The following is a 25,570-nucleotide window of genomic DNA, read 5'->3' as shown; positions in this document are numbered from 1 at the left end:
CTTCTGCGGGCTGTCGCGCCAAAAACTGGGCGAGTTGGTCGCGGAACTCGCCCCGCGCCGGGTGGCGGGCTGTGAGTCCGGGCGTCATGGACGACGTGAGGGCGACCGCTGGCGGGCAAGTCACCCTCAGCCCAGGCCGAATCGGCGACATCACCCCCTGGGGCTCGGCGGACGAGCCGGCTAACGCGCCACGCGGTAGCGGAGGTAGACGACTCTCGAGCTGAAGGTGCGGGTCTCGAGGAGTTCGAGATCCACCCGGCGTTCGTGCTGGGGGAAGAACGGAATGCCACCGCCGACCAGCACCGGGTAGACCATGGCCCGGTACTCGTCGATCAGACCCAACGCGGCCGCCTCGACGGCGAGAGTCGCGCCGCCGATCGCAATGTCGCCCTCTTCCGGCTCGGCTCGCAACCGCTCGATCTCCTCCGCCAGGCCGCCGGAGGCCAGGCGGGCATGGCCCTGCACCGCCGACAGCGTGGTGGAGAACACCACCTTTGGCAGCGGCTTCCAGAGCGCGGTCCACTCGAGCATGGAGTCGTCGAGCGCAGGATCCTGGTCGGCGGTCTCCCAGTACAGCATCGTCTCGTACAGCCGTCGTCCCAACAGGTGGACGCCGACCTGTCGAATCTCGTCGATCCAGAAGCGAAAGACCTCCTCGTCGGGCGCCGTCCAGTCGAAGCCACCGTCCGGCCCGACAATGTAGCCGTCCAGTGAGACGTTCATCGAATAGGTCACGCTGCGCATCAGAAGTCCTCCTCGGTAACGGGTTCGACAGTACGACCGCCGAACGCCGCAGGACTCATCGCGGCTCGCGGAATCCCCTGGGCCGAGTCACGTCACGAGATCATTTCGTTGAGAAGGTCTCATTGCCTCAGAGGCATCAATTGCGCAGGGCATCGTGAAGTACGACGGCCATATCCCGACGCATGGAGGCGCCGGGACCACGCAATCCGGCCACGCAGACGGAGCCCTGAACCCACTGGTTCCCGGCCGCCGCCGATCGAGCCCGGAACCCGCACCGCGGTGGGCGGCGCTGGGTGCTGAACACGTGCGGGCCGTCCTGGCCAATCCCCGTTGCACCGGCCGGCAGGTCTGGAACCGCCGGCGCACCGACCACGACCTCGTCGATCCGGCCAACACCACCCTCGGCCACCGCGACGTCATGCGCTGGAACACTCCCAGCGACTGGATCATCTCCGCCCGCCCAGCGCAGCGCCCGGCGCTGGTCAGCGAGGCCGACTTCATCACCGTCCAGAACCTGCGCCCGCGCCATCAGACAGCACAGGGACGCACCTATCTCCTGGCCGGGCTGCTGTGCTGCGGCGTCTGCGGCGGGCGCATGGAGTCCCACTGGAGCCACGACAGTCCCGGCTACCGGTGCCGCCACGGCCACACCGGCGCCACCCGCCCCGGCCCCGGCCTCGCCGGCCAGATGGATCATCCCGGCCGGGCTGCCGTAAGCAAGGACGCAATGCGGCCGCCCACACCGGCCCGGGCAATCGTTCTACCTCCGCAGTCAGGAGATCTCGCTCGCCTACGACGCGCCAGGCAGGAACGGGCTTGCCAGAGGCTGTTCTGACGGCAGGGGTCTCGCATATCGACCGATGTCACAGAGGGCAGGACGCTGAGCTCGACAGCCCGCCGACGCTTCTTGATGAGTTCTGTCAGCCCCGCCGGGCGTCGCCCCGGCGGGGCACCGGCTCCTGTGACCGAGAGCCGGTAGATCCTTTCAGGAGGACAGAGCCTTGACGAGTTCCTTGGCGAGGGGGCCCGAGGACGCCGGGTTCTGGCCCGTGATGAGGTTGCGGTCCGCGACCGTGTAGGGCTCCCAGGCAGGCCCCCGCGAATAGTCGGTGGGCAGTTTCTTCAGCTCGTCCTCCAGTAGCCACTTGGCCTTGTCGGCGAAACCGACACCAGCCTCCTCCTCGTTGCAGAAACCCGTCACACGGTAGTTCACGAAAGGCGTGTCGCCGTTCTCGTCACGGGTCGCGAGGAAAGCGGCCGGGGCATGGCACACGACGCCGAGGGGTTTGCCGGAGGCGAGTGCCTCCCGCAGGAGCGCCCCGGAATCCGGGTCGACCGAAAGGTCTTCCATCGGGCCGTGGCCTCCGGGGTAGTAGACCGCGTCGAAGTCCTCGAGATGCACGTCCTTGAGGGAGACGGGGTGCCGCAACTCCTCGGCCTTCTCGATGACGGCCTCCTCCCGGAGGGAGTTCTCCTCGCCACCCGCCATACTGGGCCGCAGGCTCATCGTGTCCACAACGGGAATGACACCTTGCGGAGTTGCCACGGTGACCTCGTGTCCGGCATCGGTGAACACGGTGTAAGGCGCCACGAATTCCTCGGCCCAGTAGCCGGTGGGGTGCCGATGCCCGTCCTTCAGGGTCCAATAGCTTGCGCCGGTCATCACGCACAAGATCTTGGCCATGGGATGCTCCTCTAGAAGATGACACCCAGGGAGGGTGCAGTTATGACCAGTTTGAGACCTACATAACAAGCGTGAACACACAACTCGAAACCGGCAACTTGCGACCGATCGATGCACGCGTATCGTATGCGAACGTCAAGAAACACTAATGGAATTCTGGCGCCGAAAAATAGGATACGCACGGCTCCGACAGTAGAACATTTCGGAGGATTGCCATGATCAAACCCTATGGCCCCCACGATTTCATGCCGCCGATCAGCACCTTCTCGTTGACTTCCGATTCCGTGGCCAACGGCGAGCAACTGGCCCGTGAGCAGGCGAGCGGCCTCCTGGGGGCAGGCTGATCGGACATCTCACCACAGCTGAGCCGGTCCGGTTTTCCCGTGGAGACCGGAGTTTCACAGTGGCGATGTTCGACCCCGATGTGCCCACCGCTTCGGGCTCCTGGCATTGGGCTGTGGCCAATCTCCCCGCCTCCGTGACCGACCTTCCGGCCGGGGCGGGGGACGGCAGGGATCTGCCGGGTGGCGCGATGACACTGGCCAACGACGCCGGCTACAGAAGGTACCTCGGTAGCGCCCGTCAGCAAGCCGACGGACCCTCGTACAGCCACCTCCTTTCACTTCTTCCGCATATAGTCCTCGGCGGCGTCGACGATCAGGTTCTTGACCGTCTGCGGGTGGGAAACGAGGGACACGTGCGAGGAGTTGATCTCCACTGTCTTACGGGCGTTCGCGCGCTTCGCCTCGAACAGCTCCAGGGCCGGGTTGATCGCCTGGTCCTGCCTGCCGACGAGGACGTACACGGGCTTGTTCCGCCAGGCGGCGCCGGTGAGCTTGTCCGCGAACGCCGACAGCGCGATCGGACGCTGGGTGGCTCCCATGAGGTCGGTCTGGCTGGTGGGCAGGTCGGCGGCGAAGACCTGGTGCAGTTTGTCCGGCTGTACGTAGACGTCCGTGCCGGTGGTGCCGTCACCGTTGCTGAAGGGCACCTGCTTCAGGGCCTTGGTGAGCGGGGCGGCCGGGAACTTCGCGGAGAGGCTGGAGAAGGACTCTCCCGTGTCCGGCATGATCGCGTTGATGTAGACGAGGGCCTTGACGTTGTCGTTTCCGGCGGCGGCCTGGGAGATCACCTCGCCGCCGTAGGAGTGGCCGACCAGGACGATCGGTCCCTTGACGGACTTCAGGAAGCTCGCGAGGTAGGCCGAGTCCTGGGGAATGCCGCGGAGCGGGTTGGCCGGCGCGTCCACCGTGTAGCCGTTCTGCTGGAGCCGCTGCACGACCCCGTTCCAGCTCGACGCGTCGGCGAAGGCGCCGTGCACGAGCACGATGGTGGGCTTCGCCCGGCCGGGATCACCGCTCGGACCACCACCGGCCTGCGCCGTTTCGACTGTCAGTGCGCAGGTGAGACCCGATACGGCCAGAAGAGCCGCAGCCCAACGGGCCATGTGCACGGTACGGAGGGACTCGCGGGATATTCGCATGCCGGTCCTTCGGTGCGGGGACGTCGGACGACGCCCGGGATTCCATATTCGACGGCGCGTGACGGCTCGTCCCGGCGCAGGGGCCATTCGAGTGAACTCAGAATCTCGCGGCATCACTGCCGCAGGCTGTGGTCGACAAGGATTATTCGCCGGCTTCCAGGGAGGCCGCCGGCATCGAGGCCGCTTTATCCCGGTGCTTTCAGTTTCCCCGTCCAGCCGACGGCGACGAACTCGAGTTGAATGTTGTCCGGGTCACTGAATATGACCGTCGAGTACACGAACGGTTCCTTTTCACCGCTCCTGGTCGGCGGAAAAGGCTGAGCAACTGGACGTTGGCGTCGTCGGCGTGCGTCCAGCACAGGCCGTGGCCGGCGCCCTCGATGGCCACGTACTCGTTCGAAGGGACGAGCGCGGCCGAGCGTGGACCGCAGGCCTCGATCTTTGTTCCACTCCGTGAAGTACGCCGCCCGGTCCGCGGTCAGGGCCGCCGCGATCTGGTCGAAGACCTCCTGTCACGGGAGATCCGCTAAATGATGTCGAGGTGGTCGAGGAACGGGGTCGCGGCGGACGCGTCGCCCGTGATGCGGCAGTGGTCGCGCCAGGGTTTGCGGGTGGTGGCCCAGGCGATGAAGTCGAGGGCCGTGCTGTGGATCCGGGTGGCGACGGCGTCCGCGCCGGGTGTCACGGTCAGCTGTCCGTCCGGTGCGGTCGCGGGGAGGATCGTGACGGTGGTGGCGCCCGGCCCGGTCAGGTCGAGGACGAGGGGCCGGCTGACGGTGGCGGTGAGTTCGGGCCCCTGCATCTGGGGAAGGCCGGCGAGCATGAACTCGATGGCGGGGGCGACCTGGTCGTCGGTCGGTTCCGGCAGGGTGAACGGGAGCGGGCCGTCCGGAGCGAGCATGTCGTTGCGCAGGTGACAGAAGACGTTGAACGCCATGGTGTTCGCCAGGAGATGGCGCGGATACGTCCCGAGCCCGGCCACCTCGACGGACTCGTCCGCGCCGGGCGGTTCCTGGGCCGCTTCCAGGAGGTCCAGCTGCCGAGGGGTGCTGCGCCGCCACTCGTCGAGTACTTCGGCATGGCTCCAGCCACGGCGTTCGTCGACGCGCAGGTCGTGGTAGCGCTCGCGGTTCTTCGGCAGTGAGGGGTCGGGCGGTGGAGGGTCCACCGCCTCTGAGGCGAGGGCAGCGAGGTGGGCCACCACGTCGATGACGCGCCAGCCGGCGCACGCGGACGGCAGCTCCCACTGGTCGTCGTTCAACTGAGGGATGATTTCGGCGAGTTGCGCCGTGCTCGAACGTGCGGCTGCCAGGCCGGCATGGGTCATCGTTTCTCCAGCCTCTCTCGAGGGGACGGCCAGGTCAGGATGCGGCCTGGCGGGACATGCGGTAGGTCGCGGCGACGTCCGCGCGGCCGAGTCCGTCGTCGGCCGCGAGGCGAAGGCGTTCGCGTACGACCTCGGCGATGCCCAGGTGCAGGCCGGCGGCGCGGGCTGTGTCGGTGATCAGGTCGGCGTCCTTGGCGGCCGCTTCCAGGGGGAAGGAGGGGGTGTCGAGGTCGTCGTCGATCATCTTCGGGCCCTTGCTCTGAACGTACTGGCTGTTGAGGCCGCTGCCGTCGAGGACGTCGATGACCAAGCGTGGATCCACCCCCAGGGCGTGAGCGAGGGTGAGGGACTCCGCGATGCCCTCGACGGTGGCAAGTACCCAGGCGTTGTAGGCAAGTTTGAGGCTGCTGGGCTGGCCGACCTCGTCGAGCCACACGGTGCGTGTGCCCACCGCCTCCAGGACCGGTCGCACCTCCTGCCGTGCCTCCTGCTGGGGGGAGGCAGCCAGGATGGTCAGGGTGCCGGCCACGGCTGGTTCCTTGGTGCCGAGGAGGGGGGCTTCGACGTACGCGACGTTCAGGCGGGTCGCCTGTTCCGCGAGACGGCGAGACCCGTCCGGGGAGACCGTGCACGTCTGCACCCACACCTCGTGCCCGTCCAGGCAGTCGCGAGCCTGGTCCATCACGTCGGCGACCACCTTCTCGTTCGCGAGCGCGGTCAGTACGACGTCGGCGCCGTGGCAGGCCTCGGCCGGCGTGTCGCACACGGCGGCTCCGACGGCAGCCAGTGGATCGGCGGCGGCGCGGTTGCGGTTCCACGCGCGCAGGCCCAGTCCCGCCGCCGCGATGTTGCGCGCCATGGCATCCCCCATGGTGCCGGTGCCGAGCACCGCGACCACGGGCCCTCCCTGATCCCTTTCCTCATCAGACGGCGCCGTCCGGTTCGTACCACTCATCGGCGGACCTCCATACGCTCGGCGGACACGCGCGCGGCGACAAACGGCGGGCGGTGCCCGGGCCCCCGTTCTCGACAGGGTCGCCCGATCCCCGTCCGGTTCAGGCGTCCTGGCCGATCCAGACGGTCTTGGCGTTCATGAACTCCCGCATGCCGAGGTCGGACAACTCACGTCCGTAGCCACTCCGTTTGACGCCGCCGAAGGGGATCTCGGGGTAGCTGGTCGTGTTGCCGTTGATGAAGGCCATGCCCGACTGGACGTCACGGACGAAGAGTTCGCGTTCGGCCTCGTCCTCGCTCCACAGGTTGGAGCCGAGGCCGTAGGGGTGGCCGTTGGCTTCCCGCAGGGCGGCCTCCAGGGAGGGGACGGTCCACACCTGCGCCACGGGGCCGAAGACCTCCTCGTGGTACATCCGCATCTCCGGGGTGATGCCGGTCAGTACGGTGGGCGGGTAGAACCAGCCGGGCCCGTCCGGGCGTTCGCCGCCCAGCAGCACCGTTGCGCCCTTGGCGACGGCGTCGTCGACGTAGGACTCCACGTCCCGCCGCCCGGACTCGGTGGCCAGCGGCCCGACATCGGTGCCCTCGTCCATCGGGTCGCCCATCACCAGCGCGCCCATCTTCGCCACGAACATCTCGATGAACGCGTCACCGATGTCCTCGTGCACGAAGAAGCGCTTGCCGTTGATGCAGGACTGCCCGTTGTTCAGGGTCCGTGCCTTGACCGCGACATCGGTGGCCTGCTCCAGGTTCGTGGAGGGCATGACGATGAACGGGTCGGAGCCGCCGAGTTCGAGGACCACCTTCTTGATCTCGTCGCCGGCGATGGCGGCCACCGACCGTCCGGCCGGTTCGCTGCCCGTGAGCGTCGCGGCCGCCACCCGCGGGTCGCGCAGCACCTGCTCCACCCTCCTCGCGGAGATCAGCAGGGTCTGGAACACATCGTCCGGGAAGCCCGCGTCACGGAAGAGCTCCTCCAGGTACAGGGCGCACTGCGGCACGTTCGAGGCGTGCTTGAGCAGACCCACGTTCCCCGCCATCAGCGCGGGTGCGGCGAACCGCATGGCCTGCCACAACGGCAGATTCCACGGCATCACCGCGAGTACGACACCGATCGGCTGGTATGTGACGAACGTCTGCTTCGCGCCCACGCGTTGGCCGTCGCCCTCCAGGTCCCGCAGGAACGCGGGGCCCTCGGTGGCGTAGAAGCGCAGCCCGCGAATGCACTTGGCCACTTCCTCCTCCGCCGCCCGGAAGGTCTTGCCCATCTCCGTGGTGATCATCCGGCTGACGCTCTCGATCTCCTTCTCCAGACGTTCGGCCGCATGCTGCAGCCATCCCGCCCGTTCCTCGACGCCCGTCAGCCGGTACGAGGCGGCTGCTGCCGCCGCCCTGGCGAGCTTGTCTTCGAGTTCCTCGGGGGTCAGCTCGTCGAAACTCCTGAGGACCTCACCTGTCACAGGACTCGTCGTTGCGATAGCCATGGATCCACGGTATGGCCACCCCACAGGGTCGGCAATTCACCCATTTGCCCCTTTATTGCCTCCGGAGGCAGTGCTCATCGTCCAACCAGACACCACCTGCTCGGCACCGGATCACCCAGCACGACACGGGATGCACCGCAAGCGCAGGCGCGCGACCATGGTGGGGTCCGAAGCGGCGGCCGCGGTGGCCGACACCGGGACTGCGTGCTCGCGCCCTCCGGCCCGGGCCGCTGTCCGCCTGCCCACGAAATAGAGGTTCTCATGGCGAACATGCAGGCAGCCCGGATGTACGGATACAAGGAACCCCTTCGGATCGAAGAGGTCCCGGTGCCCGAGCCCGGGCCGGACGAGATACTCCTCAAGGTCGCCGCGACCGGCATGTGCCGAAGCGACTACCAGCTTCTCACCGGCTACTTCGAGGGTCCGTTCCCGGTGGATCTGCCCTACATCCCCGGTCACGAGGTCACGGGCCGGGTGGCGGGACTGGGCAGCGCGGTGCCCACGACGGTGGGCTACTCGGAGGGCGACATGGTCGTGGTAAACCCCAGCTGGGGAGACGGCACATGCCGGCAGTGCCGCGAAGGCAACGAACAGCTGTGCAGCGGCAACGGCCGCTGGGTGGGCTTCGGCCCTCCGGGCGGCTTCGCCGAGTACATGGCCGTGGAGTGCCGCCACGCGATCCCGGTCTCCGAGGAGGCCGCGAAAGCACCCGAGCTCCTCGCCCCCATGACCGACGCGGGCATGACCCCGTACCGGGGGATGCGCAAGCTCCGGGACGCGGGCAAGCTCGGCCCCGGCCGTACCGTCGCGGTCACGGGCATCGGCGGGCTGGGCAGCTACGCGGTCCAGTACGCGAAGCTGCTCGGCGGCGGCGCGATCGTGGTGGCGCTCGCGCGGACGGACAGCAAGCTGGACGTGGCGAAGGAGAACGGCGCGGACCACGGGATCAACGTCAGGGACAAGTCCACGGAGGCCATCCAGGACGAACTGGAGAGGCTGACCGGCCGCAGGACGATCCACGCCATCCTGGACTGCGTCGGCAGCGAGCCGTCCATCTCCATGGGCTTCGACCTACTGGGCCCCGAGGGTGCGCTGGCGGCCGTCGGCCTGATGAGCCAGCGCGTCGAGCACCGGCAGTTCCCCTTCGTGGGCACCGAGTTGTCCTACATCGGTTCCTTCTGGGGCAACCACCTGGACCTCGTCGAGGTGCTCTCGCTCGCCGAGGCCGGCCTCGTCAAACACAACGTGACCAAGGTCAGGCTGGAGGACATCAACGAGAACCTGGACGCCCTGGGCCGTGGCGATGTCATCGGACGCCAGGTCATCGTCTTCGGATGACACCTCGGCGGGCAGACCCGGCAGCGCCGGGTCTGCCCGACACCACGCGTGCCGGGGCCGACAGGACAGCGTTCCCGATCTCACACGCCCAGCAGTCTGACGCCGCTTTCGTGCGTGGGTGGCGCGTGGATGCCATTCCTGGCGTACATGTTCTATCGATGCACATGCATCCATTCCGCCGCGCGGGCCCGAGGCCAGCCACCGCATGTCGTTGGCGATCTTCATCAAGGCCACGGCCAGTCCGCGCAGTGCCCCGTGCGCCCGCACCATCGGGTCCAGGGACCCCCGAGGCAAGAGATGCTCGTCGATCTGTTGCACGGAGGCGATGTACATCGCGGTCGGGAAGCTGTCGTTGCTGGACTGCCCCATGGCTGGACTGCCCCATGTTGACGTCGTCGTTCGGGGCGATCGGCTGGTGCGTCCCGAGCGTGCCGCCGAGCAGCTGTGATGCACGGTTGGATATGACCTCGGTGACGTTCATGTTGCTCTGGGTGCCCGACCCCGTCTGGCAGACGAAGAGCGGAAAGTGGTCGTCGAGCTCCCCCGCGATCGTCTCCTCAGCTGCCCGTACGATGGCCTGCTTCTTCCACTCGGGCAGCCGCCCGGCGGCAGCGCTCACCAACGCTGCCGCCTTCTTCACGTAGCCGTAGGCGTTGCCGCACATGGCCGCCTTGACACTCGGGTTCTGCCCGCAGCGCGTCCCAGGCGGCCTTGCCACTCGCAGTCACCCGGGAGGCGATCACCCGACGGGAGTCTCGGGCTGCATCTCGTAGGAGTGCTGGATGGCCGGGTGGCGGGTCCCGAGGCCGTCCGTGACCTTGCGCTCCCACGGAACGGCCTGGAGGCGCTTGGTCTCCTCAATCATCGACTTGGGCTCCAGGTTGCGGTAGCTGTCGACTTCTCCGGCGGCGACAGCCGTCAGCGTGGCGAAGACCGCTTCAGGGTCGAATTGCGGGCGGGGGAAGGCGAGCTTGGAATAGTCGAAGAGCCTCTGCGACGGGTCGTCCTCCCAGCTTTCCCAGGTCTGGAACATGCGGTCGTTGAAGCCTGTCAGGAAGGGCCCCGGGTTGACCGTGGCGACTTCGATGTTGTATTCCTGCAACTCGTAGGCCATGGTCTCGGCGATCGCCTCAATCGCGTGCTTCGAGGCAGAGTAGATGCCGGTGAACGGGTTGACGTTCAGGCCTTCCCGCGAGGACACCCAGACGATGCGGCCGGCCCCGCGGTTGATCATCTGCTTGGCGATCCCCTGGGTGAGGACGAGCGGCCCCGTGACGTTGACCTCGAACTGGTGCCGAATGTTCGACTCGGGAATGTCGACCGTGGAGCCCCCCTCACCGACGCCGGCATTGTTCACCAGAATCTCCACACCCCAGTCGAGGGCCTTGCGGCGGTCTCCGTCGTTGGTCACGTCGAGCTTCTCGACCCGAAGCCTGACCCCGCGCTCAGCCGCCTGCCATTTCAGCGTCTGCACCTGGGCGTAGATCTCCACCCCGGCGATCACGTCAAAGCCCTTCTCGGCGAGGCGCATGGCGGCTTCGAACCCGAAGCCAGTGCCGGCTCCTGTGATAAGGACCTTCTTCAGTGCTGCACGCGCCATGTCAAGGGTTTCCTTTCAAGTTCCTTGTCCCACAGTCATCGAAGGACTCACATGGGCCGATGCACGGCGGCTCGAAGCAAGAGCTGAGTCTGTGCGGGGTGACTGCGACCGACCTTCGAAACTGCCCGTCATACGCAGTGGCGACCTCGATCCGAAGGTGCGCGGCGAGCGCGTCTCCGGCCCAAGAACCAGTCTGAGCCCGCAAACCACTACTAGCAACTCAGAGAAACTAAATCTGCGCAGAATTGAATTCAAGTGCCAAAATTCTGTATCTAAGCGCTACTGATCTCAAAAACTTACCCGGGCCATCTAAGAAGGCTTGGTCCCTCGCGGGGCCGGCCCACCCAGCTATGGCGAACCAGTCGGCCGACTCATGCGCTTATGCAGCCGTAGCCAGAACAATCCGTTTCTGCACGTCCGAGGCCCGAGGTCCATGATCTGACGGAGCGCACTGGGCGCGTCAGAGTTGCCGCGACAGTCTGCCCCGACTAATTTCAGAACTCCTGATCGGGAAACCTACAATTGAATGTTGATGGCCGTCACACAGGATGGATCTTTGAAGTGCCGGGAGGCCCGGAGCCCGCTCGTTCCTGCTGATCAGGCCGACCCGTGGACAACGCCCCACCCCCCTCCGCTGCCCGCACGGCTGTGGGCCCGCGCCATAGCGGGTCAGCGGCAGGTATTGCCAGGGGACGCTGCGCCGCCGGCGGTACAAGAAAGATCGCCCGTCCGCGTTCCAGGCGCGGGCGCGCTTGTTCGGGCAGCGTCAACCCAGACAAATTCGGCGTCTAGGCGTTGTGCGTCATGGTTCGCCAGAAGATCCCCGCAGGCATTCACGTCTTGACCGTCACCTTCTCAAGCCGGTGTGCGGTAGTCCCCGGCCCGGCGACCGCCAACGCTGTGGGCGGCCAGGCTGACGCTCCCGAGCCTCAAACCGAGAAAAGAAGGGAACACCACCGTGAATCTCCGTCAGCTACTCCCCACACGCATCGGCTTCGGAACCGCGCCGATGGGCAACATGTTCCGCGCTGTCCCTGACGACGAGGTAGCCGCAACCTTGAACGCTGCCTGGGACCACGGCATCCGCTACTACGACACGGCCCCGCTCTACGGAGCAGGCCTGGCGGAAATCCGGCTCGGTGGCCTGCTGTCCAGCAAGCCTCGCGATACCTTCGTGCTGTCGACCAAGGTCGGCCGCGTCATCCTGGACGAGGTGGAGAGCGGAGCCCGTGACCTGGGGGAGAAGGGCGCTCTGTTCGAGCATGGCCGGCCCAACAAGATCCTTCACGAGTGGACGGCCCGAGCCACTGAGCGCTCCATCGAGGACAGCCTGAAGCGGCTCGGCGTCGACCGCCTGGACATCGTGTGGGTGCATGACATCGCTCAGGACTTCTACGGTGACAGCTGGCTGCAGAAGTTCGAGGAGGCCCGCACCGGGGCCTTCCGGGTCCTGTCCCGGCTGCGCGACGAGGGCGTCATCAAGGCGTGGGGGCTGGGCGTCAACCGCACCGAGCCCGTCGAGCTGACGCTGGCGCTGGACGAGCCGCAGCCCGACGGATTCCTCCTGGCCGGCCGCTACACGCTGTTGGACCACGCCCACGCCCTCCAGCGGCTGCTGCCGGCTGCTGCCGAGCAGGGCGTCGGTATGGTCGTGGGGGGGCCGTACAGCTCGGGCATCCTCGCTGGCGGAACCCACTTCGAGTACGGGGATGCCCCCTCGGAGATCCTGGAGAAGGTCCGCCGCATCAAGGAACTCGCCGCACGGCATGAGGTGAGCATCAAGGCCGCGGCCCTGCAGTTCTCGCTCGCCCACCCCGTGACCGCCGCCGTCATCCCCGGCGCCACCAAGCCGAGCCGGATCGCCGAGGACCTCGCCGCGCTCGACGAGCCCGTCCCATCAGACTTCTGGCGAGAGCTCCGGGGAAGCGGCCTGGTCAGCTCGTGTGCACCGCTGCCCGGCGGCGTCTGAGTCACAGGCGGCGACACCCACGCCCACCACAGCAATCGACCAAACCCGAAGGAACCTCATGGCATCGACCTCTGTGAGCCGGATCATCCCGGCCACCTCCGCCAGCGTATGGGACACCATCGGCGGCTTCGGGTCCCTGCCCGACTGGCTGCCCTACATCCCCGAGAGCACACTGCTGGAAGGAGGTCGCGTCCGCCGGCTGACTGACGCCGACGGAAGCGTCATCGTCGAACGCCTCGTCGACTTCAATGAGGTGGAGCGACACTACAGCTACACCATTCTCCAAGCGCCATTCCCGGTCGTCGGATATGTCTCGACCCTACGAGTGCACTCGGTGATCGGCGACGACGGCATCTGCGAAGTGCAGTGGTCGGGCCGATTCACGCCTGAGGGTGCGACCGAGAATGAGGTGGTTGACCTCTTCGCGGGCATCTACCGCGACGGCCTGGATGCCCTGTACCAGGCTCTCAGTTAAGGTCCGCCTTCGAAGGTGGTCGGTTGATGGTTCATGGTGGTGGTCGGCCACCATGAACGCACCGACCAGGAAAGGGAGTGGCTCGCTCCGCTGATACCGGGGCCGTGACAGGCCTGCGGAGCGCACGCTGACCGGCGGCTAGTGGTAGAGGCCGCCCACGACCACACTATGTCAGCGGCCCCGGCAGCTCGGCGCCCACCGAAGCGGTGTCTGCTTCACCGGGTCGGTGAGGATCACGAGCCGAGGACGTCGGCGACTGCGGTATGTCAGCAGCACCCGGCCAGCCCGGAGCGGGCCAGGAACCTCCATTGGCAGTCCGAGGCTGTCACCGCGCCCACGGCTGAGGGATCCAGCCAGGCACAAGCCAGTTGGGAACCCTTGCGGTCGGTCGCTCTCCCCTGCCAGGACTCGGCATCTCCGGCCCCGGGCGGGCAGCGTCTCGACGGATCAGACCGTAGTTCAACTGGAAGGCTCAGGGTGCTCCGCGGCGGATGAGGTGACCGAGGTGGGGAGTGGCTTGTTGCGGGCAAGGCGCTCGAGACGTTTGCCGGGGTCGGGGTAGGTGGGGATCAGGTGTCGACCCCAGGTCCCGTTGACGAGGCCCGCGAACGCGCCGTAGAGGCCAAGTGCTGCAGTGAGGAAGCCGAAGCCGCCTCCGACCCTGATCAGTGCGTTGGATTGAACGAACTCGCCTGCGGTGAGCACGGAGACGGTGACTGTGGTGGAGACGAATGCGGCCAGAAGCACGGCTGTCGTTCTCGCTGCCGCAAGCGTGAGCACCAAGAGGACCACTGCCCAGGGCAGCAGAAACAGACCCGTCCCTGTGTGGGCCTGCTCCACGGGCAGAGTGACGATGATGTATTTGACATAGATCACGAAGCACAGCCAGAATGCGCCCAACACGGTGAACGCGGTGGCGCCGAGCCTGCTCCCCTGCCTGAACTCGAAGATTCCAGCGATCATCTGGACAAGGCCGCCCACGAGGAACTCGAGCGGGAACGCGGCCGGGAAGAGAGCCGGGTTCACGCCGGCATTGAAGAAGCTCTGGATAATGTTTGCCAAGCTGAACGCGATGAGGCCGAGCGGCGCGGGGTCGGGCGCGGTGAGTCCGGGCGGCGGAGCCACCGGTGCAGATGACGATGGTTGCGACACGGAAGTACCCAATCTAGCATCTCCTATTGCTGTTCGTGCCCCAAGTGCTCCACTCAAGTGTGCTAATCAGCAAGCTGCTTCCACTTCATCGGACATGGCGCCGAAGCGATCACGAGACACTAACAGGCTGTCAATCAAAATCTCAGTATGACGCGACGGTGGGTGAATAGCGCATCGCCAATAGCCGCTATGAGCACCTGTCAACCTCAAGCACTGCGGCCGGAAGCAGAACATCCGTCCCCATACCTTGGAGCTGCTGTCCACGGTGTGCGGCCAACCAAGGGTCGCGGATAATGCACGCTGCCGGATCCCTGGTTCTGCCCACCGGAGCGGTCGGCCGACGTGGACGCGGAGGTGCTCGAAGAGGTGTCGACGCTGGCTGCTGCCGAATCGGGAGCCGAAGATGGCGCCGATATTCTAGGATTTGGCACCCGGATTCAATATCTACTGCAGGTGGGATCCCACCCTTTCAGATAGTGGCGCATTTCGCTTTGGCACATATTCCTGATGCCGCAATATCACCCAGGAGACCGCCGGGTCTGCAAACCAGTTTCCTTTGGGTTGCGAAACCTCTGGTGAAAGTCCGCCGCCGCGGCGAGCGGCCGCCGGCTTGGAGACTGGCATCGGTCGGCGTGATTCCATGGTCGCAAGGGCACTGATCGCGCTGCTGGTGTGCCCTGGCCCGAGAAGGCTCCTGGCCCGCGCGGCCCGTGCCGGACCAGCTGTGCCTGCAGGGCATTCTGTACGTGCTGCACAGCGACATCGCCTGGCAGCTGCTGCCCCTGGAGCCGGGGGTTCGGCTCGGGCCAGACCTGCTGGCGGCGGCTGGAGCGGTGGCCGCCGCGGCCGCGCGAGCGCGTCTCCAGGGCCTCGTCGAGTGCCGCGGCGTAGTCACCGCTGCCGTACGCCCGCCCGGTGGGCGTCTGGTAGGGGAAGCTCTCCGGTGCGGTGAAGTTGCGCCTCCGCAGCTCCACCGGATCCATTCCCAGCCTGCTGGCCGGCAGGTCGATCGACCGTTCCAGCGCGATCGTCGCCTCCGGCCGGCCCGCACCCCGGCGAGTCACGTCAGGGTCGGCGAGGCTCGGCCGCGTCGCAGGCCGCAAGCGGAACACCTCGGCCGGCCCAGGGCGCCGGGCGCCCGCGCGGCAGCGTCCGCCCGGCTACCAGCGTGCCACCGAGGTGAGAGCGTGTCAGACCGCACCGTCACGACCTGTCTCGTCGGCCCGATGCCCGGCACCAGGCGGAGCCGTCCCACCGGGCAGGCCTTCACTGGTGACGAAGTAGAAGACAGGGAGGAGGACGAACACGGCGATCGCCAGCAGCGGCGCGATGAGCACCCCCGCCAGCCCGGCCACCATGTAGGCGAGGGCACCGGCCCAGGAACGAAGCCGACCGTGCCGCACGTACGTGTCCTCCACATCCGGGTCCAGCAGCTCGGGCCGGCGGGAGATCTGTTGGTAGAAGGCCACCCAGCTCAGGCACATCGCCGCGGCGATGCCGGCGTACAGAGCGACGGCCACCCGCGCGTCCGCGCCCATGGGATCCGCCTGCAGCGCGTCCGCCACCACCGCGGTCGGAAACGACAACAACCCCGTGGTGAGCAGCAGAAGCAGGTTGGCGGCATGCAGCCCGCGATCCATGGTCCTGATACGGACGAAGGCCTGGTGATGATTGAGCCAGATCACCGCGACATAGCCGAAGGACGCCAGGTAGCCGAGATAGGCAGGCCACTGAGCCAGCAAAGCCCGGCCAAGGCCGCCCGGTTTGTGCGGAGGGTCGGCGAGATTGAGGACGAGAAGCGTGACGGCGATGGCGAACACACCGTCACTGAATGCCTCGGCCCGTGTGGTCTCGGAACGTGAGAACTTGCGGGGATGGGTGCGGGACAAGCCGTCTCCTGACGTACAGACTCATGTCGTTCACAAGTATCCGTGCGCTGTCTCCTCCACCGCGTCCAACGAGCAGGGCCTTGTGTACTTCTGGACACGAAGAAGGCGGTGAGAAAGCGGCAGGCTCATACCGGTGTACGGGTGAGGAAGAAGACGGTCCGCACTCCGAGCGGAGAGGTGCTTACCATCGGGCAGCCGCGCGGCTGCGCCTGCCGTCCAAGACAGATGGTTACGGTGGAGGCCGGATGCATTGATCCACTGCCATGCCTGGCCGCAAGGAAGGACGTTCTGCCGATGGTCGATGGGCCGATCCTGGTACTGGGGGCAACCGGCGGGCAGGGCGGTGCCGTGGCCGACGCGTTGCTGGGTAGCGATGCCCGGCTCCGGGCGCTGGTACGTGACCCCCTGCGAGGAGCCGCACGGGAATTGGCTCGTCGAGGCGTCGAGGTGGTGGCCGGGTCCCTGAGCGATCGCGCGTCGCTCGCCGCGGCGATGAGCGGGGTGGCGGGCGTCTTCGCGTTGACCACTCCCTTCGAGGCCGGTGTGGAGGCGGAAGTGGCTCAGGGGCGGGCGATTCTGGCTGCCGCCGGGGAAATGGGCGTGCCCCATCTCGTGTTCAGCTCGGTGGCCGGCGCCGACCAAAAAAGCGGCGTACCCCATTTCGACAGCAAGGCTCGGATCGAAGCTGAGCTGGTCTCCGGGGACGTGCCCTACACGATCCTCGGGCCGACGTATTTCTTCGACAACGCCCTGGGCGGTGCGGAACGCATCCTCAACGGCGTTCTCGATCTGCCGCTCCCACCCGACCGGCCGTTGCAGCAACTGGCCCGCCCCGACCTCGGTGCGTTCGCGGCGGAAGTCCTGCTCAACCCCGCCCCCTATGTCGGGCGGCGTATCGAGCTGGCCGGCGACGCGCCCACTCCCGCCCAGATGGCGGCCACGCTGGGCGCGGTGCTGGGACGGGAGGTCCGTCACGAGTACGTACCGCTGGCAGAGATCAGCAATCCGGACATGCATGCGATGTGGACGTTCCTGAATGGACCCGGCTATCGCGTGGACATTCCCGCACTGCACGGTGCTCACCCGGAAATTCCGTGGACCGGATTCGCGGACTGGGCGCGCCGCACGTTCGCTCAGGGTTGAACACTGCGCTGGTGGGCTTCCCTGCGCGCGGCGAGAGACAACTGTCTCGGGTATCCGTCACTACCGTAGCCCGTTGAGCCCAGGCCCGCGGTCCCGGGGGTGGTTCGGACGCGGGCGCGGCGCTGACTTGCGCCATGCGTCCGCAGTGGGGGGCGCATGGCTGGCCGGGCCGTCTGTGTCAACCCGCTCGCGCGGGCGTCAGGCCGTGTGCTGGTAGGCCGGATAGGTGAGGTAGCCGGTGTCGCCGCCCTGGTAGTACGTGGCCTCGTCGACGGGGGCGATCGGCAGGCCGGTGCGGAGGCGTTCGACGAGGTCGGGGTTGGCCAGGAAGCCGCGGCCGAAGCTGATCAGGTCGGCGCCGAGGCCCAGCCAGTGGTCGGCTTCCGCGCGGCCGGTCTGCTTGGGGCCCATCGGAAGGACCGGATTGACGATCAGGGTGCCGGGCCAGGCGCGGCGCAGATCAAGGAGCACTTCCTCGTCCGCGGTCACCTCCAGGTGGACGTAGGCGAGTTGGAGCCGGGCCAGTTCGGTCAGCAGCGCGGTGTTGAGGGCGAGTGCGTCGCTTTCCTCGACGTCCCAGAAACCGCCCCCCGGAGAGAGGCGGATGCCCGTCCTGGCCGCGCCGATCGCGTCCACCGTCGCGGCCACGGCCTCTACGGCGAACCGGATCCGGCCCGCGATCGTGCCGCCGTAGCGGTCCGTGCGCCGGTTGGCGTTGGAGGAGAGGAACTGGGAGATCAAGTAGCCGTTGGCGCCGTGGAGTTCGACTCCGTCGAAGCCCGCGTCGATCGCGCGGCGAGCCGCCTCGGCGTACGCATGGGCGTGCTCGGGCACCTCGGCGGTTTCCAGTGCGCGGGGCGTGGGTGCGGGCTGCGGGCCGGTCGGGGTGAAGACATCGCCCACTGCGGCGATCGCCGAGGGGCCGACGGGCTGGTGGCCGGTCGTGTCGGGGTGCGAGACCCGGCCGCCGTGCATGAGCTGGGCGAAGATCCGTCCGCCGTTGATGTGTACGGCGTCGGTCACGGCACGCCATGAGGTGGCCTGCTCCTCGGTGTGCAGTCCAGGCGTGCCCGGGTTGGACTGCCCGATGAGGCTGGGCTGCACGCCCTCGGACACGATCAGTCCGGCCGTCGCGCGTTGCGCGTAGTACGTAGCCATGGACGGTGTGGCGAGGCCGCCGGCCGCGGCCCTCACGCGGGTCATCGGGGCCATCACCATCCGGTTGGGCAGGGTCAGGTCGCCGAGTCGGTAGCTGCTGAACAACGTCGTCACGTCGGGCTCCTCCGTCCGTATCGCGTGCCCGGACCCCGGGCACAGCGCTACGCTAGAACCTGACATGGATGTCAGAGGCAAGCGGTGTGGCGTGGTTCACCACGGGAGGCAGTCGTGCGGATCGGCGAGCTCGCGGCGCGTACCGACGTCAGCGTCCGGTCGCTGCGCTACTACGAGGAGCAGGGGCTGCTGACCAGCAGCCGTAGCGCCGGTGGCCAGCGGCATTACACGGAGGCCGAGGTGGAGCGGGTGCGATTCATCCAGCGCCTGTACGCGGCGGGCCTGTCCAGTCGTACGATTTCCGAGCTGCTGCCCTGCGTCGACACACCCAGCGAGGGCAACTACGACGCCGCTCTCGAGCGGATGGCGCAGGAGCGCAACCGGCTCTCCGAGCACATCGACGAACTCGTGCGGACCCGGGCCGCATTGGACGTCCTGATGGCCACGGCCCGGGCCCATCGGGAGAGCGAGGCACTCGCGCAAAGTGTCCGAGCGGGCCGTGGGTCGGGTGAGGGGACGAGCGCGCCACGCGTTCTGGAGAGCTGACCGCACGCCGTCCCCAAGAACCAGGTGCGTCATCCTGCCTGGAAGGGCGGGCAGCTCAGCCCAGTGAGTCACGGTCTCCTCACTGGTAAGGCCGTAAGGTAAACGGACAACCCCGTCGGAGTCGACGAAGCAGTCCCTGTGCTCCGCCCCGTCCTCACTCCAGTGCAGAGTCGTGAAGTCTTCTCCACCCTCACTCGCGCACTCGGCACATCGTCTTCTGCCCCCAGACCGGCGCCCGGCAAGGGCACTGAGAACAGGGCAAGCCAGGAGGTGAGAGCCCTCTTGACACCCGTTGCCCATGCGTGCCGAGTTCTCCGGATTGCCGGCCTGTTCTGCGAGTTCGGCCAGTGACTTGCGAAGTCATGCGGGGTTCAGGAAGTCGCCTCCGTCTGACGTCGCTCACCGGCCGACGGCGTCAGGAGCGTTCCGGCTCGTTCGTCTCCTCGGTGGCTGTGGTCCGGGCGCGACGGCGGCTCAGCAAGGTGCCTCCAGCGATCACCAGGCCGATGGCGATGACCCTGGCGGCCTGGTAGTAGCCGGACGCCGACTCCTCTGGGGTGCCGGGCAGCCGGAAAAAGACCCACGCTGCCGCGAGCCCCCCGAAGACGATCAGGGCGAGGGCCCCCCACGTCCCGAGGCCCGCCCACCACGGCCCCGGGTCGTATCCCCGCTCGTCGGTCTGTTCAACGTCCTTGTCGGCCACGGTCGGTTCTCCTGGGCGTGTGGTGACGGTCGCGCGGGAAGACGCGGGCCGGGCGCGGAAGGTTCACCGGCCAAACGTTCCCTGCTGAAGCCGGCATCCTGCCGGCCGGCGATCTCCCGTCGCCCAACCCCGGCGTTCCAGGAGTCGGGTCATCCGGTGTTGCAACCGCCTTTCCGGGTGCTGCGTCTCCTCGACTGCGAGGACTCGGCGTGCCGGACGGAACGGGAAGAGCGGTCGATGTCGAACGGAACTACGGGCGCGGTGCTGTGTGCTGCGGCGGCCGTGCTGCTCTTCGCCGTCGCGTGGCGGGAGGCGGCTGTGGTGCGGCGGCTGCGGAGGGACGGCATTCACACGCGAGGCGTCGTGGTCGACAACACGCAGGTCGCCGAGGACGACGGGCACATCTGGGTGCCGGTCATCGCCTTCCACGACCAGCAGGGACACCGCGTGGAGTTCTCGCCCCGGATGCGGGGGACCGGGATGGGCCTGGAGACCGGGCGTGAGGTTCCGGTGGTGTATGAAGGTCGGCACCCCCAGACGGCACGGGTGCACATGTGGCGGCACATGATGGGGACGGCGGTGTCCCTGCTGTTGGGCGGGATGGCCTTCCTCGGGGCCGGCGTACTGATCGTCCTGACGAGGTGACCGCTTCATCCGGGCAGCGGCCCATGGCGGTGCTGCGTGCGGCCCCGGTGTCTGCTGGCGACCCCCTTCCTCTCCGGCCGTGAAGTGCCACGTCAAACCGGGGCAGTCGAGTCGCCCGGATCGCTGTCAGCGTCCGCGGCGGGGTCATGCCCCCTGCTATCTGGAGCTTGTCGACCATGCGTAACCAAGTCTTTCCCCGTCGCTCCGCTGTGGCTTGCGCGGTGTCGGCCGCCGTCGCCTCGTTCCTCGCCACTGCTTGTTCGCACGGCGAGGCTACGGAGCAGGCACGTTCCTCGTCCGCGACCGCGTCGACCGGGTCCGACGCCGCGTCGGGGAACGCGGTCGAGGGATCGTCCAAGGTGATGCTTCCGCCTGTGCACGCGGGCTTCGACTACCAGCTCGGCGGTCCCTACACCCCGCCGGCCGGGGTGTCCGTCGTCGTCCGTGACCACACGGCGCCGCCCGCACCGGGGCTCTACAACATCTGCTACGTCAACGCCTTCCAGGCCCAGCCGGGCGCGGAGAGGGAGTGGGATGCCGACCTGCTGCTCCGCGACAAGGCGGGCAAGGTCGTCATGGACAAGGACTGGGGGGAGGCCATGCTGGACGTTCACACCGACGCCAAGCGCAAGCGGATCGCGCGGAAGGTGAACGCCTGGATCGACGCATGCGCGGCCAAGGGCTACGAGGCCATCGATCCGGACAACTACGACAGCTACACACGCGCGCCCCACGGGCTGCTCACCGCGAACGACGCCAAGGCGTTCCTGTCCCTGCTCGCCGCCCACGCACACGCGCAGGGCCTGGCCATCGGTCAGAAGAACACCGCGGCGCTGGCTCCGTACCGCAAGCAGGTCGGTGTCGACTTCGCCGTGGTGGAGGAGTGCGGCCAGTACGACGAATGCGGGGACTACGTCGCCGCGTTCGGCAACCACATGATGGTGATCGAGTACACCGAGCAGGGCATGAAGAAGGCGTGCCGGGGCTGGGGCGACAAGATCAGCATCGTCCGGCGGGACCTGGACCTCGTACCCGCCGGCAACAAGGACTACCACCGGGAAACCTGCGGCACGTCCTGATACACCGGCATTCGGCGCCCGGCCCGATCCATTCCTGCCCGGCCGCACTTCGGCAAGCGCCTGCGGGCCGCCGAGTTCGCCCTGACCGGGAACCATCACGGCGAACTGCCTGGTGAACGGCGCGCCGGCGTCCGGCACTTCGACCACCTGGTCGCCCTCGCCGACGGACACGGTGCCGGCCGCGTGGTGGTCGCGGCGAACGAGGGCGCCACGAACCCGCTGATTGCGACGGCAGTCTCCCCGGACCGAGCCTGACGGCCTCCTCAGCCCCGGACTGCGGCGACCGCCTCATCGAAGGCCCGCTCCATGTCGATCGTGCCGCCGCTGCGCACCCAGGCGTCCGTTGCGGCCTCCAAGCAGGCCAGGGCGCAGGCGGCGAGCGCGCGGGCACGCACCTCGGTCATCGGGTCCGTGGTTGCGCCCAGGCGTCGCACGATGTCCGGGACGAGCAGGTCCGTCCACTGCTGGCGCTTCTCCAACTGGCGCGCCCGGAGGGAGGGCGAGGCGTGCAGCATGCTGGTGATCTTGAGGAAGTCCTCAGGTGGATAAGGGAGCGAGTCGTAGAGCGCTTTGAGGGCCGCTCGGAGAGCTTCCCAGGGCGGTTCGCCGCTTGGACGGGCTTCCAGTGCGGTCCGCAGGGCCTTGCCGTGCTCGGCGTGGTCGCCGAGCACGATGTCCTCTTTGGTGCCGAAGTAGCGGAACAGTGAGCGTCGCGAGATGCCGATCTCGTTCGCGATCTGCTCCATGGTGGTGGCCTCGAATCCGTGCTCGAGGAACAGCCGCATCGCAGTGGAGACGATCTCGGCCTGCACAGCTCGCCGGGTGCGCTCCCGCAGCCCCGCCGGATTGCCCGCGCGATGGTCCATGACTCCGTAGCCTACCGCGTTCTGCACTCAGTACCGGTCTGGCACTCGGTGACAGATTCGACGTACAGTGCCAGAGCAGTGTCACCGCCGAGAGTGCCCACCCTTTCCCGGGAGCCGCCCATGAGCACCGTCGAGTACCACGGCCAGACCACCCTCATCACCGGCGCCAGCGCCGGCATCGGCGCCGAGTTCGCCCGGCAGATGGCCGCCCGCGGCTCGGACGTCATCCTCGTTGCCCGCCGCGCGAAACGGCTGGAGACGCTCGCCGCCGAACTCACCACGGCTCACGGCGTACGGGTCGCAGTCATCCCCCTCGACCTGAGCCTGCCCGCCGCGGGGCAGACCCTCGCCGACGAGGTGGCGCGCCGCGGCCTGGAGGTGACCAGTGTCGTGAACAACGCCGGATTCGGTACCTTCGGCCCGTTCCACACCGAGGACCCCAAGCGGCTCGGCCAGGAGATCAGCGTCGACATCGCGGCCGTCGTCGACATCAGCCGGGCATTCATCGAGCCGCTGCGGACCGCCGGGACCGGAGTACTGGTCAACGTCGCGAGCATGGCCGCGTACTTCCCCATCCCGAACATGGCCGTCTACGCGGCGGCCAAGGCGTTCGTGCTGCACTTCACCGAGGCCCTGTGGCACGAATCCCGCGGGACCGGGCTGCGCGTGCTCGCGCTGTCGCCCGGAGCGACCAGCACCGAGTTCTTCGACGTCGTCGGCACGGATGCGGCAGACGGCGGCAGCAAGCGCCAGTCCCCGCAGGAAGTCGTTGCCACGGCACTGCGCACGCTCGACCGCCGTACGCCACCGCCGAGTGTCATCTCCGGCCGCCTCAACCGCGCGATGGCGACCCTGGCCCGCGCGGCCGGCCGACGCCGCACGGTCCAGTTCATGGGATCCACGACCTCCGCCCGCCAGCCGGTGCCGTGACCGCGCACACCGACGGGCTGCCGCTCTGCGGCGTCATCCGGCAGGGCGGCAACGCAGGTGAGGCCGGAGGCCCACCCACGGTGGGCGATCTTCGACGCGATCCGGTTTCGGTTGTTCGGAGGGCATCAAGTCGCGGTATCTGCCTGCAGATTCCCTTCTCCCGCCATGCTCAGCGGCTTCAACCGGAGTGGACGGCAGCCGGGGTCTTCAATGTGATCCACGACGAACGCGCCGCCCGGTCCGGCGCGCCATGAGGAAGTCCCCGTACGCGGTGGCCGCCGTGATCGACACCCGGTCTGTGCGGGCCGCGGAGACCGTCAGCCGGGCTTCTCAGACTTCGATGACACCTCGTCAATGAGCGGACAGCTCGAATCCGAGGGCGGCAAGGGCTTCCTCGGCGGCCTGCTGGTCCTGCTCGTAGCTGCCGCCTGAGATTCCGAGGCCGCCGACGCACCGGCCGTTCTCGATGATCGGGTGGCTCGTGGCCGAGCCCGTACCGCTCGAAGCTGTCGGCAGCCTGCTGATCGCCCCTCCCGGAACGAAGCCGCGGCATGCGATCGCCTCACACCGAGGGTGACGGCGCCTGCCCGAGCCTGTCGACCGTGCGGTGCCTCTGAACAGTTGCCGGAGCGACCTGCGCGCTGTCGTCGGCGATGCCGGAGGGCGGTCCGCACCGCCAGTCGGCCGGTCCTGCCACGCTCGCGGCGGCGCGCCCCTGGGTGCGGCGCCGCGGGTGTGCGCAGGTCGTTTCGTGTAGCTCGTGACATGGGCCGAAGACCGATGCCACGACGGAATCGGCTCGCCGGCACCGCCAGGGAGCCTGGCACTCGCCTGCTGCCCCTCCCTTCATGCCGGTCGAGCTCGGTCGACGCCACTCGAGGTGGCGTGCTGTGGTGGGCAGGCACTCTGCCTTCCGCACTGGTGCCGTCGCAGGAACAGCTCCACGTGGCCCCGGCGATCTTCGTGCCGCTCGTCCTGGCAGGACGTGGTCGACGGCATCGTCCGCGCCGTGCGGCTGCCCGCTGGGACTGCGTTCGCAGGCGAGCGGATGCTGTTCCTCGTTCGTCCGGAGCTTCACCGAGGCTCTGTCGCAGAAGTCGCATGGCACCGGGTTGGGCGTGATCGCACTGTCTCCCCGGCGCCACCAACACACCGAATTCTTCGACGTCATCGGCACCAACGCCACGGACGGCGGCTCCAGACGCCAGTCCCCTGGAGGAGGTTGTTGCGACGGCTGTCCGGGCACTTGACCGCCGGACGCCATCGCCGGGCGTCGCCTCCGGCCGGCTCAACCGCGTGCCGGTGAGCCTGGGCCGGGGGTTGAGGTCACGCGGTCCTGTTCATGGGATCCATGACCGCCGCCTCTGGCTCTTTGATCAGATGGTTCGGCGTGTTGCTGTGCTCAGCGGGACGCCTGACCGAGGGTGAGCGGGCGGCGATGGAGTCACAACCGCACAGTCCTGCTCAGGTGCCTTCGGGATCCAGCTCGAACGTGAAGTAGATGCTCAGGCAGTAGGGCTCGGCCTCGTCGTGGAAGAAATCCCATGACACGTCCGACAGCCGGATCTGTTGGTCCTGCACCCACTCATGGGCCTTCCTGAAGGCCTCCGCGGCACTTGTGGCGAGGAACAGCTTCCTGGCCATGGCATGCACTCCGGTCTCCGCGTCCGAGTCGTCAAAACCCTCCGGAACGTCCAGGCAGAAGTCGGGATGCAGCACCATGAAGTGCGCCCCTTTCCAGTCGGTTTGCCAGTACGAATCGACAGAGGCTGATCCTCTGGGCTCGACGCCTGGTAAGACCGCCGCGCGTCACGAAGGGTTGCTTTCGCCGACCGCGCGGCCAGGTGACACGATGGGGCGTGACCGTCATCCGGCCGGCCGTGGTCAGCCTTGGTCGGCCGGTTCCTGGGGCGTGTGCGAGCAGAGGGTTCTGCCGGCGAACTCCGCCAGGCGTGCCCGCATCTCCTCGCGGGGCAGACCGTTCTCGCCGGCCAGGTGGGCGACCAGGTCGGCGCGGGTGGCGGCGAGCAGGGCATGCGCGGTGAAGTCGGCGGAATCGGTGCCGGCCAGGCCGGGAATGCGGTCCAGCAGCGCACGGAGCAGCGCATGCCATCGCTCGTAGTGCTCCGTGCGGGAGGGGCTGTCGGTGCCGGCCTGTTTGCCGAGGACCGCATCACCGACACCGTCCAGCGCCTCACCGGCCGCCCGCCGCAGCTTCCGGGAGGTCGCCGAACGAGAGCTGAAACGAGGCGGATGACCGTTGGGTGCCAGGGGCGGCTCCATCGCC

The 25,570-nt window shown here is 67.7% G+C and carries 27 protein-coding genes and 2 pseudogenes; 11 read left to right on the top strand and 18 right to left on the bottom strand.

The annotated features are described in order from the left end of the window. Positions 1-180: 180 nt before the first annotated feature. A complete protein-coding gene (locus ACWCQS_RS35030) occupies positions 181-744 on the bottom strand; it encodes a dihydrofolate reductase family protein (protein WP_451008191.1) in 564 nt (187 codons plus the stop codon). A gap of 304 nt (positions 745-1,048) precedes the next feature. Between ACWCQS_RS35030 and ACWCQS_RS35025 the strand changes: the two genes are divergently transcribed. Beyond that, entirely contained in the window at positions 1,049-1,579 is a 531-nt protein-coding gene (locus ACWCQS_RS35025; RefSeq protein ID WP_451008190.1) for a recombinase zinc beta ribbon domain-containing protein, read from the top strand. A 150-nt stretch (positions 1,580-1,729) separates the two neighbouring features. On the opposite strand, the gene ACWCQS_RS35020 is transcribed toward ACWCQS_RS35025, so the two are convergent. Next, positions 1,730-2,428 carry a type 1 glutamine amidotransferase domain-containing protein gene (locus ACWCQS_RS35020; protein WP_451008189.1) on the bottom strand — a complete coding sequence of 233 codons (699 nt, stop codon included), beginning with the start codon at positions 2,426-2,428 and terminating at the stop codon, positions 1,730-1,732. A 215-nt stretch (positions 2,429-2,643) separates the two neighbouring features. Between ACWCQS_RS35020 and ACWCQS_RS35015 the strand changes: the two genes are divergently transcribed. Next, positions 2,644-2,772, top strand: coding sequence for a hypothetical protein (locus ACWCQS_RS35015; protein ID WP_451008188.1), 129 nt, complete (start codon positions 2,644-2,646; stop codon positions 2,770-2,772). A 65-nt stretch (positions 2,773-2,837) separates the two neighbouring features. Next, positions 2,838-2,966 (top strand): annotated as a pseudogene (locus ACWCQS_RS35010) (YbhB/YbcL family Raf kinase inhibitor-like protein); the annotation flags it as partial. Positions 2,967-3,047: 81 nt separating this feature from the next. On the opposite strand, the gene ACWCQS_RS35005 reads toward ACWCQS_RS35010, so the two are convergent. The 4 genes from ACWCQS_RS35005 to ACWCQS_RS34990 all read right to left on the bottom strand — a co-directional run bounded on the left by ACWCQS_RS35005 (position 3,048) and on the right by ACWCQS_RS34990 (position 7,676). Further along, on the bottom strand, positions 3,048-3,911 hold the full coding sequence (locus tag ACWCQS_RS35005) for an alpha/beta fold hydrolase (RefSeq protein ID WP_451008187.1): 864 nt from the start codon (positions 3,909-3,911) through the stop codon (positions 3,048-3,050). Positions 3,912-4,437: 526 nt separating this feature from the next. Next, entirely contained in the window at positions 4,438-5,238 is an 801-nt protein-coding gene (locus ACWCQS_RS35000; RefSeq protein ID WP_451008186.1) for a maleylpyruvate isomerase family mycothiol-dependent enzyme, read from the bottom strand. 34 nt (positions 5,239-5,272) lie between these two features. Then, positions 5,273-6,136, bottom strand: coding sequence for an NAD(P)-dependent oxidoreductase (locus ACWCQS_RS34995; protein ID WP_451008185.1), 864 nt, complete (start codon positions 6,134-6,136; stop codon positions 5,273-5,275). A gap of 157 nt (positions 6,137-6,293) precedes the next feature. Next, positions 6,294-7,676 (bottom strand): NADP-dependent succinic semialdehyde dehydrogenase, encoded by a 1,383-nt coding sequence (locus ACWCQS_RS34990; protein WP_451008184.1) that lies wholly within the window; start codon positions 7,674-7,676, stop codon positions 6,294-6,296. 261 nt (positions 7,677-7,937) lie between these two features. On the opposite strand from ACWCQS_RS34990, the gene ACWCQS_RS34985 reads away from it, so the two are divergent. Then, entirely contained in the window at positions 7,938-9,014 is a 1,077-nt protein-coding gene (locus ACWCQS_RS34985) for an NAD(P)-dependent alcohol dehydrogenase (RefSeq protein ID WP_451008183.1), read from the top strand. Here the strand turns inward: ACWCQS_RS34985 and ACWCQS_RS34980 are convergent. Both ACWCQS_RS34980 and ACWCQS_RS34975 read right to left on the bottom strand, forming a co-directional pair. Next, the gene (locus ACWCQS_RS34980; RefSeq protein WP_451008182.1) at positions 8,998-9,678 is read right to left on the bottom strand and encodes a lyase family protein; all 681 of its coding nucleotides are present in this window, start codon (positions 9,676-9,678) and stop codon (positions 8,998-9,000) included. The genes ACWCQS_RS34985 and ACWCQS_RS34980 overlap by 17 nt on opposite strands. 75 nt (positions 9,679-9,753) lie before the next feature. Further along, positions 9,754-10,614: an SDR family oxidoreductase gene (locus tag ACWCQS_RS34975; protein WP_451008181.1), complete on the bottom strand. Its 861-nt coding sequence runs from the start codon at positions 10,612-10,614 to the stop codon at positions 9,754-9,756. Positions 10,615-11,572: 958 nt separating this feature from the next. Between ACWCQS_RS34975 and ACWCQS_RS34970 the strand changes: the two genes are divergently transcribed. Both ACWCQS_RS34970 and ACWCQS_RS34965 read left to right on the top strand, forming a co-directional pair. Next, positions 11,573-12,583, top strand: coding sequence for an aldo/keto reductase (locus ACWCQS_RS34970; protein WP_451008180.1), 1,011 nt, complete (start codon positions 11,573-11,575; stop codon positions 12,581-12,583). A 58-nt stretch (positions 12,584-12,641) separates the two neighbouring features. Beyond that, on the top strand, positions 12,642-13,058 hold the full coding sequence (locus tag ACWCQS_RS34965; protein WP_228620861.1) for an SRPBCC family protein: 417 nt from the start codon (positions 12,642-12,644) through the stop codon (positions 13,056-13,058). A gap of 459 nt (positions 13,059-13,517) precedes the next feature. On the opposite strand, the gene ACWCQS_RS34960 is transcribed toward ACWCQS_RS34965, so the two are convergent. The 3 genes from ACWCQS_RS34960 to ACWCQS_RS34950 form a co-directional block, all read right to left on the bottom strand. Next, the gene (locus ACWCQS_RS34960) at positions 13,518-14,222 is read right to left on the bottom strand and encodes an acetate uptake transporter (RefSeq protein WP_451008179.1); all 705 of its coding nucleotides are present in this window, start codon (positions 14,220-14,222) and stop codon (positions 13,518-13,520) included. Between the two features lie 506 nt (positions 14,223-14,728). Then, positions 14,729-15,274: a molybdopterin cofactor-binding domain-containing protein gene (locus ACWCQS_RS34955; protein ID WP_451008236.1), complete on the bottom strand. Its 546-nt coding sequence runs from the start codon at positions 15,272-15,274 to the stop codon at positions 14,729-14,731. 126 nt (positions 15,275-15,400) lie between these two features. Continuing rightward, positions 15,401-16,099: a TMEM175 family protein gene (locus ACWCQS_RS34950; RefSeq protein WP_451008178.1), complete on the bottom strand. Its 699-nt coding sequence runs from the start codon at positions 16,097-16,099 to the stop codon at positions 15,401-15,403. Between the two features lie 294 nt (positions 16,100-16,393). Between ACWCQS_RS34950 and ACWCQS_RS34945 the strand changes: the two genes are divergently transcribed. Continuing rightward, positions 16,394-17,242 (top strand): NmrA/HSCARG family protein, encoded by an 849-nt coding sequence (locus tag ACWCQS_RS34945; RefSeq protein ID WP_451008177.1) that lies wholly within the window; start codon positions 16,394-16,396, stop codon positions 17,240-17,242. A 198-nt stretch (positions 17,243-17,440) separates the two neighbouring features. On the opposite strand, the gene ACWCQS_RS34940 is transcribed toward ACWCQS_RS34945, so the two are convergent. Continuing rightward, on the bottom strand, positions 17,441-18,514 hold the full coding sequence (locus ACWCQS_RS34940; protein ID WP_451008176.1) for an alkene reductase: 1,074 nt from the start codon (positions 18,512-18,514) through the stop codon (positions 17,441-17,443). Between the two features lie 114 nt (positions 18,515-18,628). On the opposite strand from ACWCQS_RS34940, the gene ACWCQS_RS34935 reads away from it, so the two are divergent. Then, positions 18,629-19,060 (top strand): MerR family transcriptional regulator, encoded by a 432-nt coding sequence (locus ACWCQS_RS34935; protein WP_451008175.1) that lies wholly within the window; start codon positions 18,629-18,631, stop codon positions 19,058-19,060. 42 nt (positions 19,061-19,102) lie between these two features. On the opposite strand, the pseudogene ACWCQS_RS34930 reads toward ACWCQS_RS34935, so the two are convergent. Both ACWCQS_RS34930 and ACWCQS_RS34925 read right to left on the bottom strand, forming a co-directional pair. After that, a pseudogene (locus ACWCQS_RS34930) lies at positions 19,103-19,360 on the bottom strand (hypothetical protein); the annotation flags it as partial. 115 nt (positions 19,361-19,475) lie between these two features. After that, positions 19,476-19,763, bottom strand: a complete 288-nt coding sequence (locus ACWCQS_RS34925) for a hypothetical protein (protein ID WP_451008174.1) — start codon at positions 19,761-19,763, stop codon at positions 19,476-19,478. Between the two features lie 237 nt (positions 19,764-20,000). Here ACWCQS_RS34925 and ACWCQS_RS34920 point away from each other — a divergent pair, with 237 nt between their 5' ends. Both ACWCQS_RS34920 and ACWCQS_RS34915 read left to right on the top strand, forming a co-directional pair. Further along, a complete protein-coding gene (locus ACWCQS_RS34920) occupies positions 20,001-20,408 on the top strand; it encodes a DUF3592 domain-containing protein (RefSeq protein ID WP_451008173.1) in 408 nt (135 codons plus the stop codon). 176 nt (positions 20,409-20,584) lie between these two features. Next, a complete protein-coding gene (locus ACWCQS_RS34915; protein WP_451008172.1) occupies positions 20,585-21,487 on the top strand; it encodes an endo alpha-1,4 polygalactosaminidase in 903 nt (300 codons plus the stop codon). Positions 21,488-21,750: 263 nt separating this feature from the next. Here the strand turns inward: ACWCQS_RS34915 and ACWCQS_RS34910 are convergent, their stop codons facing one another. Continuing rightward, positions 21,751-22,353, bottom strand: a complete 603-nt coding sequence (locus ACWCQS_RS34910) for a TetR/AcrR family transcriptional regulator (protein ID WP_451008171.1) — start codon at positions 22,351-22,353, stop codon at positions 21,751-21,753. 120 nt (positions 22,354-22,473) lie between these two features. Here ACWCQS_RS34910 and ACWCQS_RS34905 point away from each other — a divergent pair, with 120 nt between their 5' ends. Then, positions 22,474-23,283, top strand: coding sequence for an SDR family NAD(P)-dependent oxidoreductase (locus ACWCQS_RS34905; RefSeq protein WP_451008170.1), 810 nt, complete (start codon positions 22,474-22,476; stop codon positions 23,281-23,283). 351 nt (positions 23,284-23,634) lie between these two features. Here ACWCQS_RS34905 and ACWCQS_RS34900 read toward each other — a convergent pair whose 3' ends face one another. From ACWCQS_RS34900 to ACWCQS_RS34890, 3 genes are all read right to left on the bottom strand, one after another. Continuing rightward, positions 23,635-23,751, bottom strand: a complete 117-nt coding sequence (locus ACWCQS_RS34900; RefSeq protein ID WP_451008235.1) for a heme-binding protein — start codon at positions 23,749-23,751, stop codon at positions 23,635-23,637. Between the two features lie 996 nt (positions 23,752-24,747). Beyond that, entirely contained in the window at positions 24,748-25,005 is a 258-nt protein-coding gene (locus tag ACWCQS_RS34895; protein WP_451008169.1) for a hypothetical protein, read from the bottom strand. A gap of 162 nt (positions 25,006-25,167) precedes the next feature. Then, a complete protein-coding gene (locus tag ACWCQS_RS34890) occupies positions 25,168-25,566 on the bottom strand; it encodes a hypothetical protein (RefSeq protein WP_451008168.1) in 399 nt (132 codons plus the stop codon). Positions 25,567-25,570: the final 4 nt, after the last annotated feature.

This window comes from Streptomyces sp. NPDC002076 (genome assembly GCF_053593835.1).
Note: the sequence above shows the minus strand (reverse complement) of the source record. Positions and strands in the feature narration are given on the sequence as shown.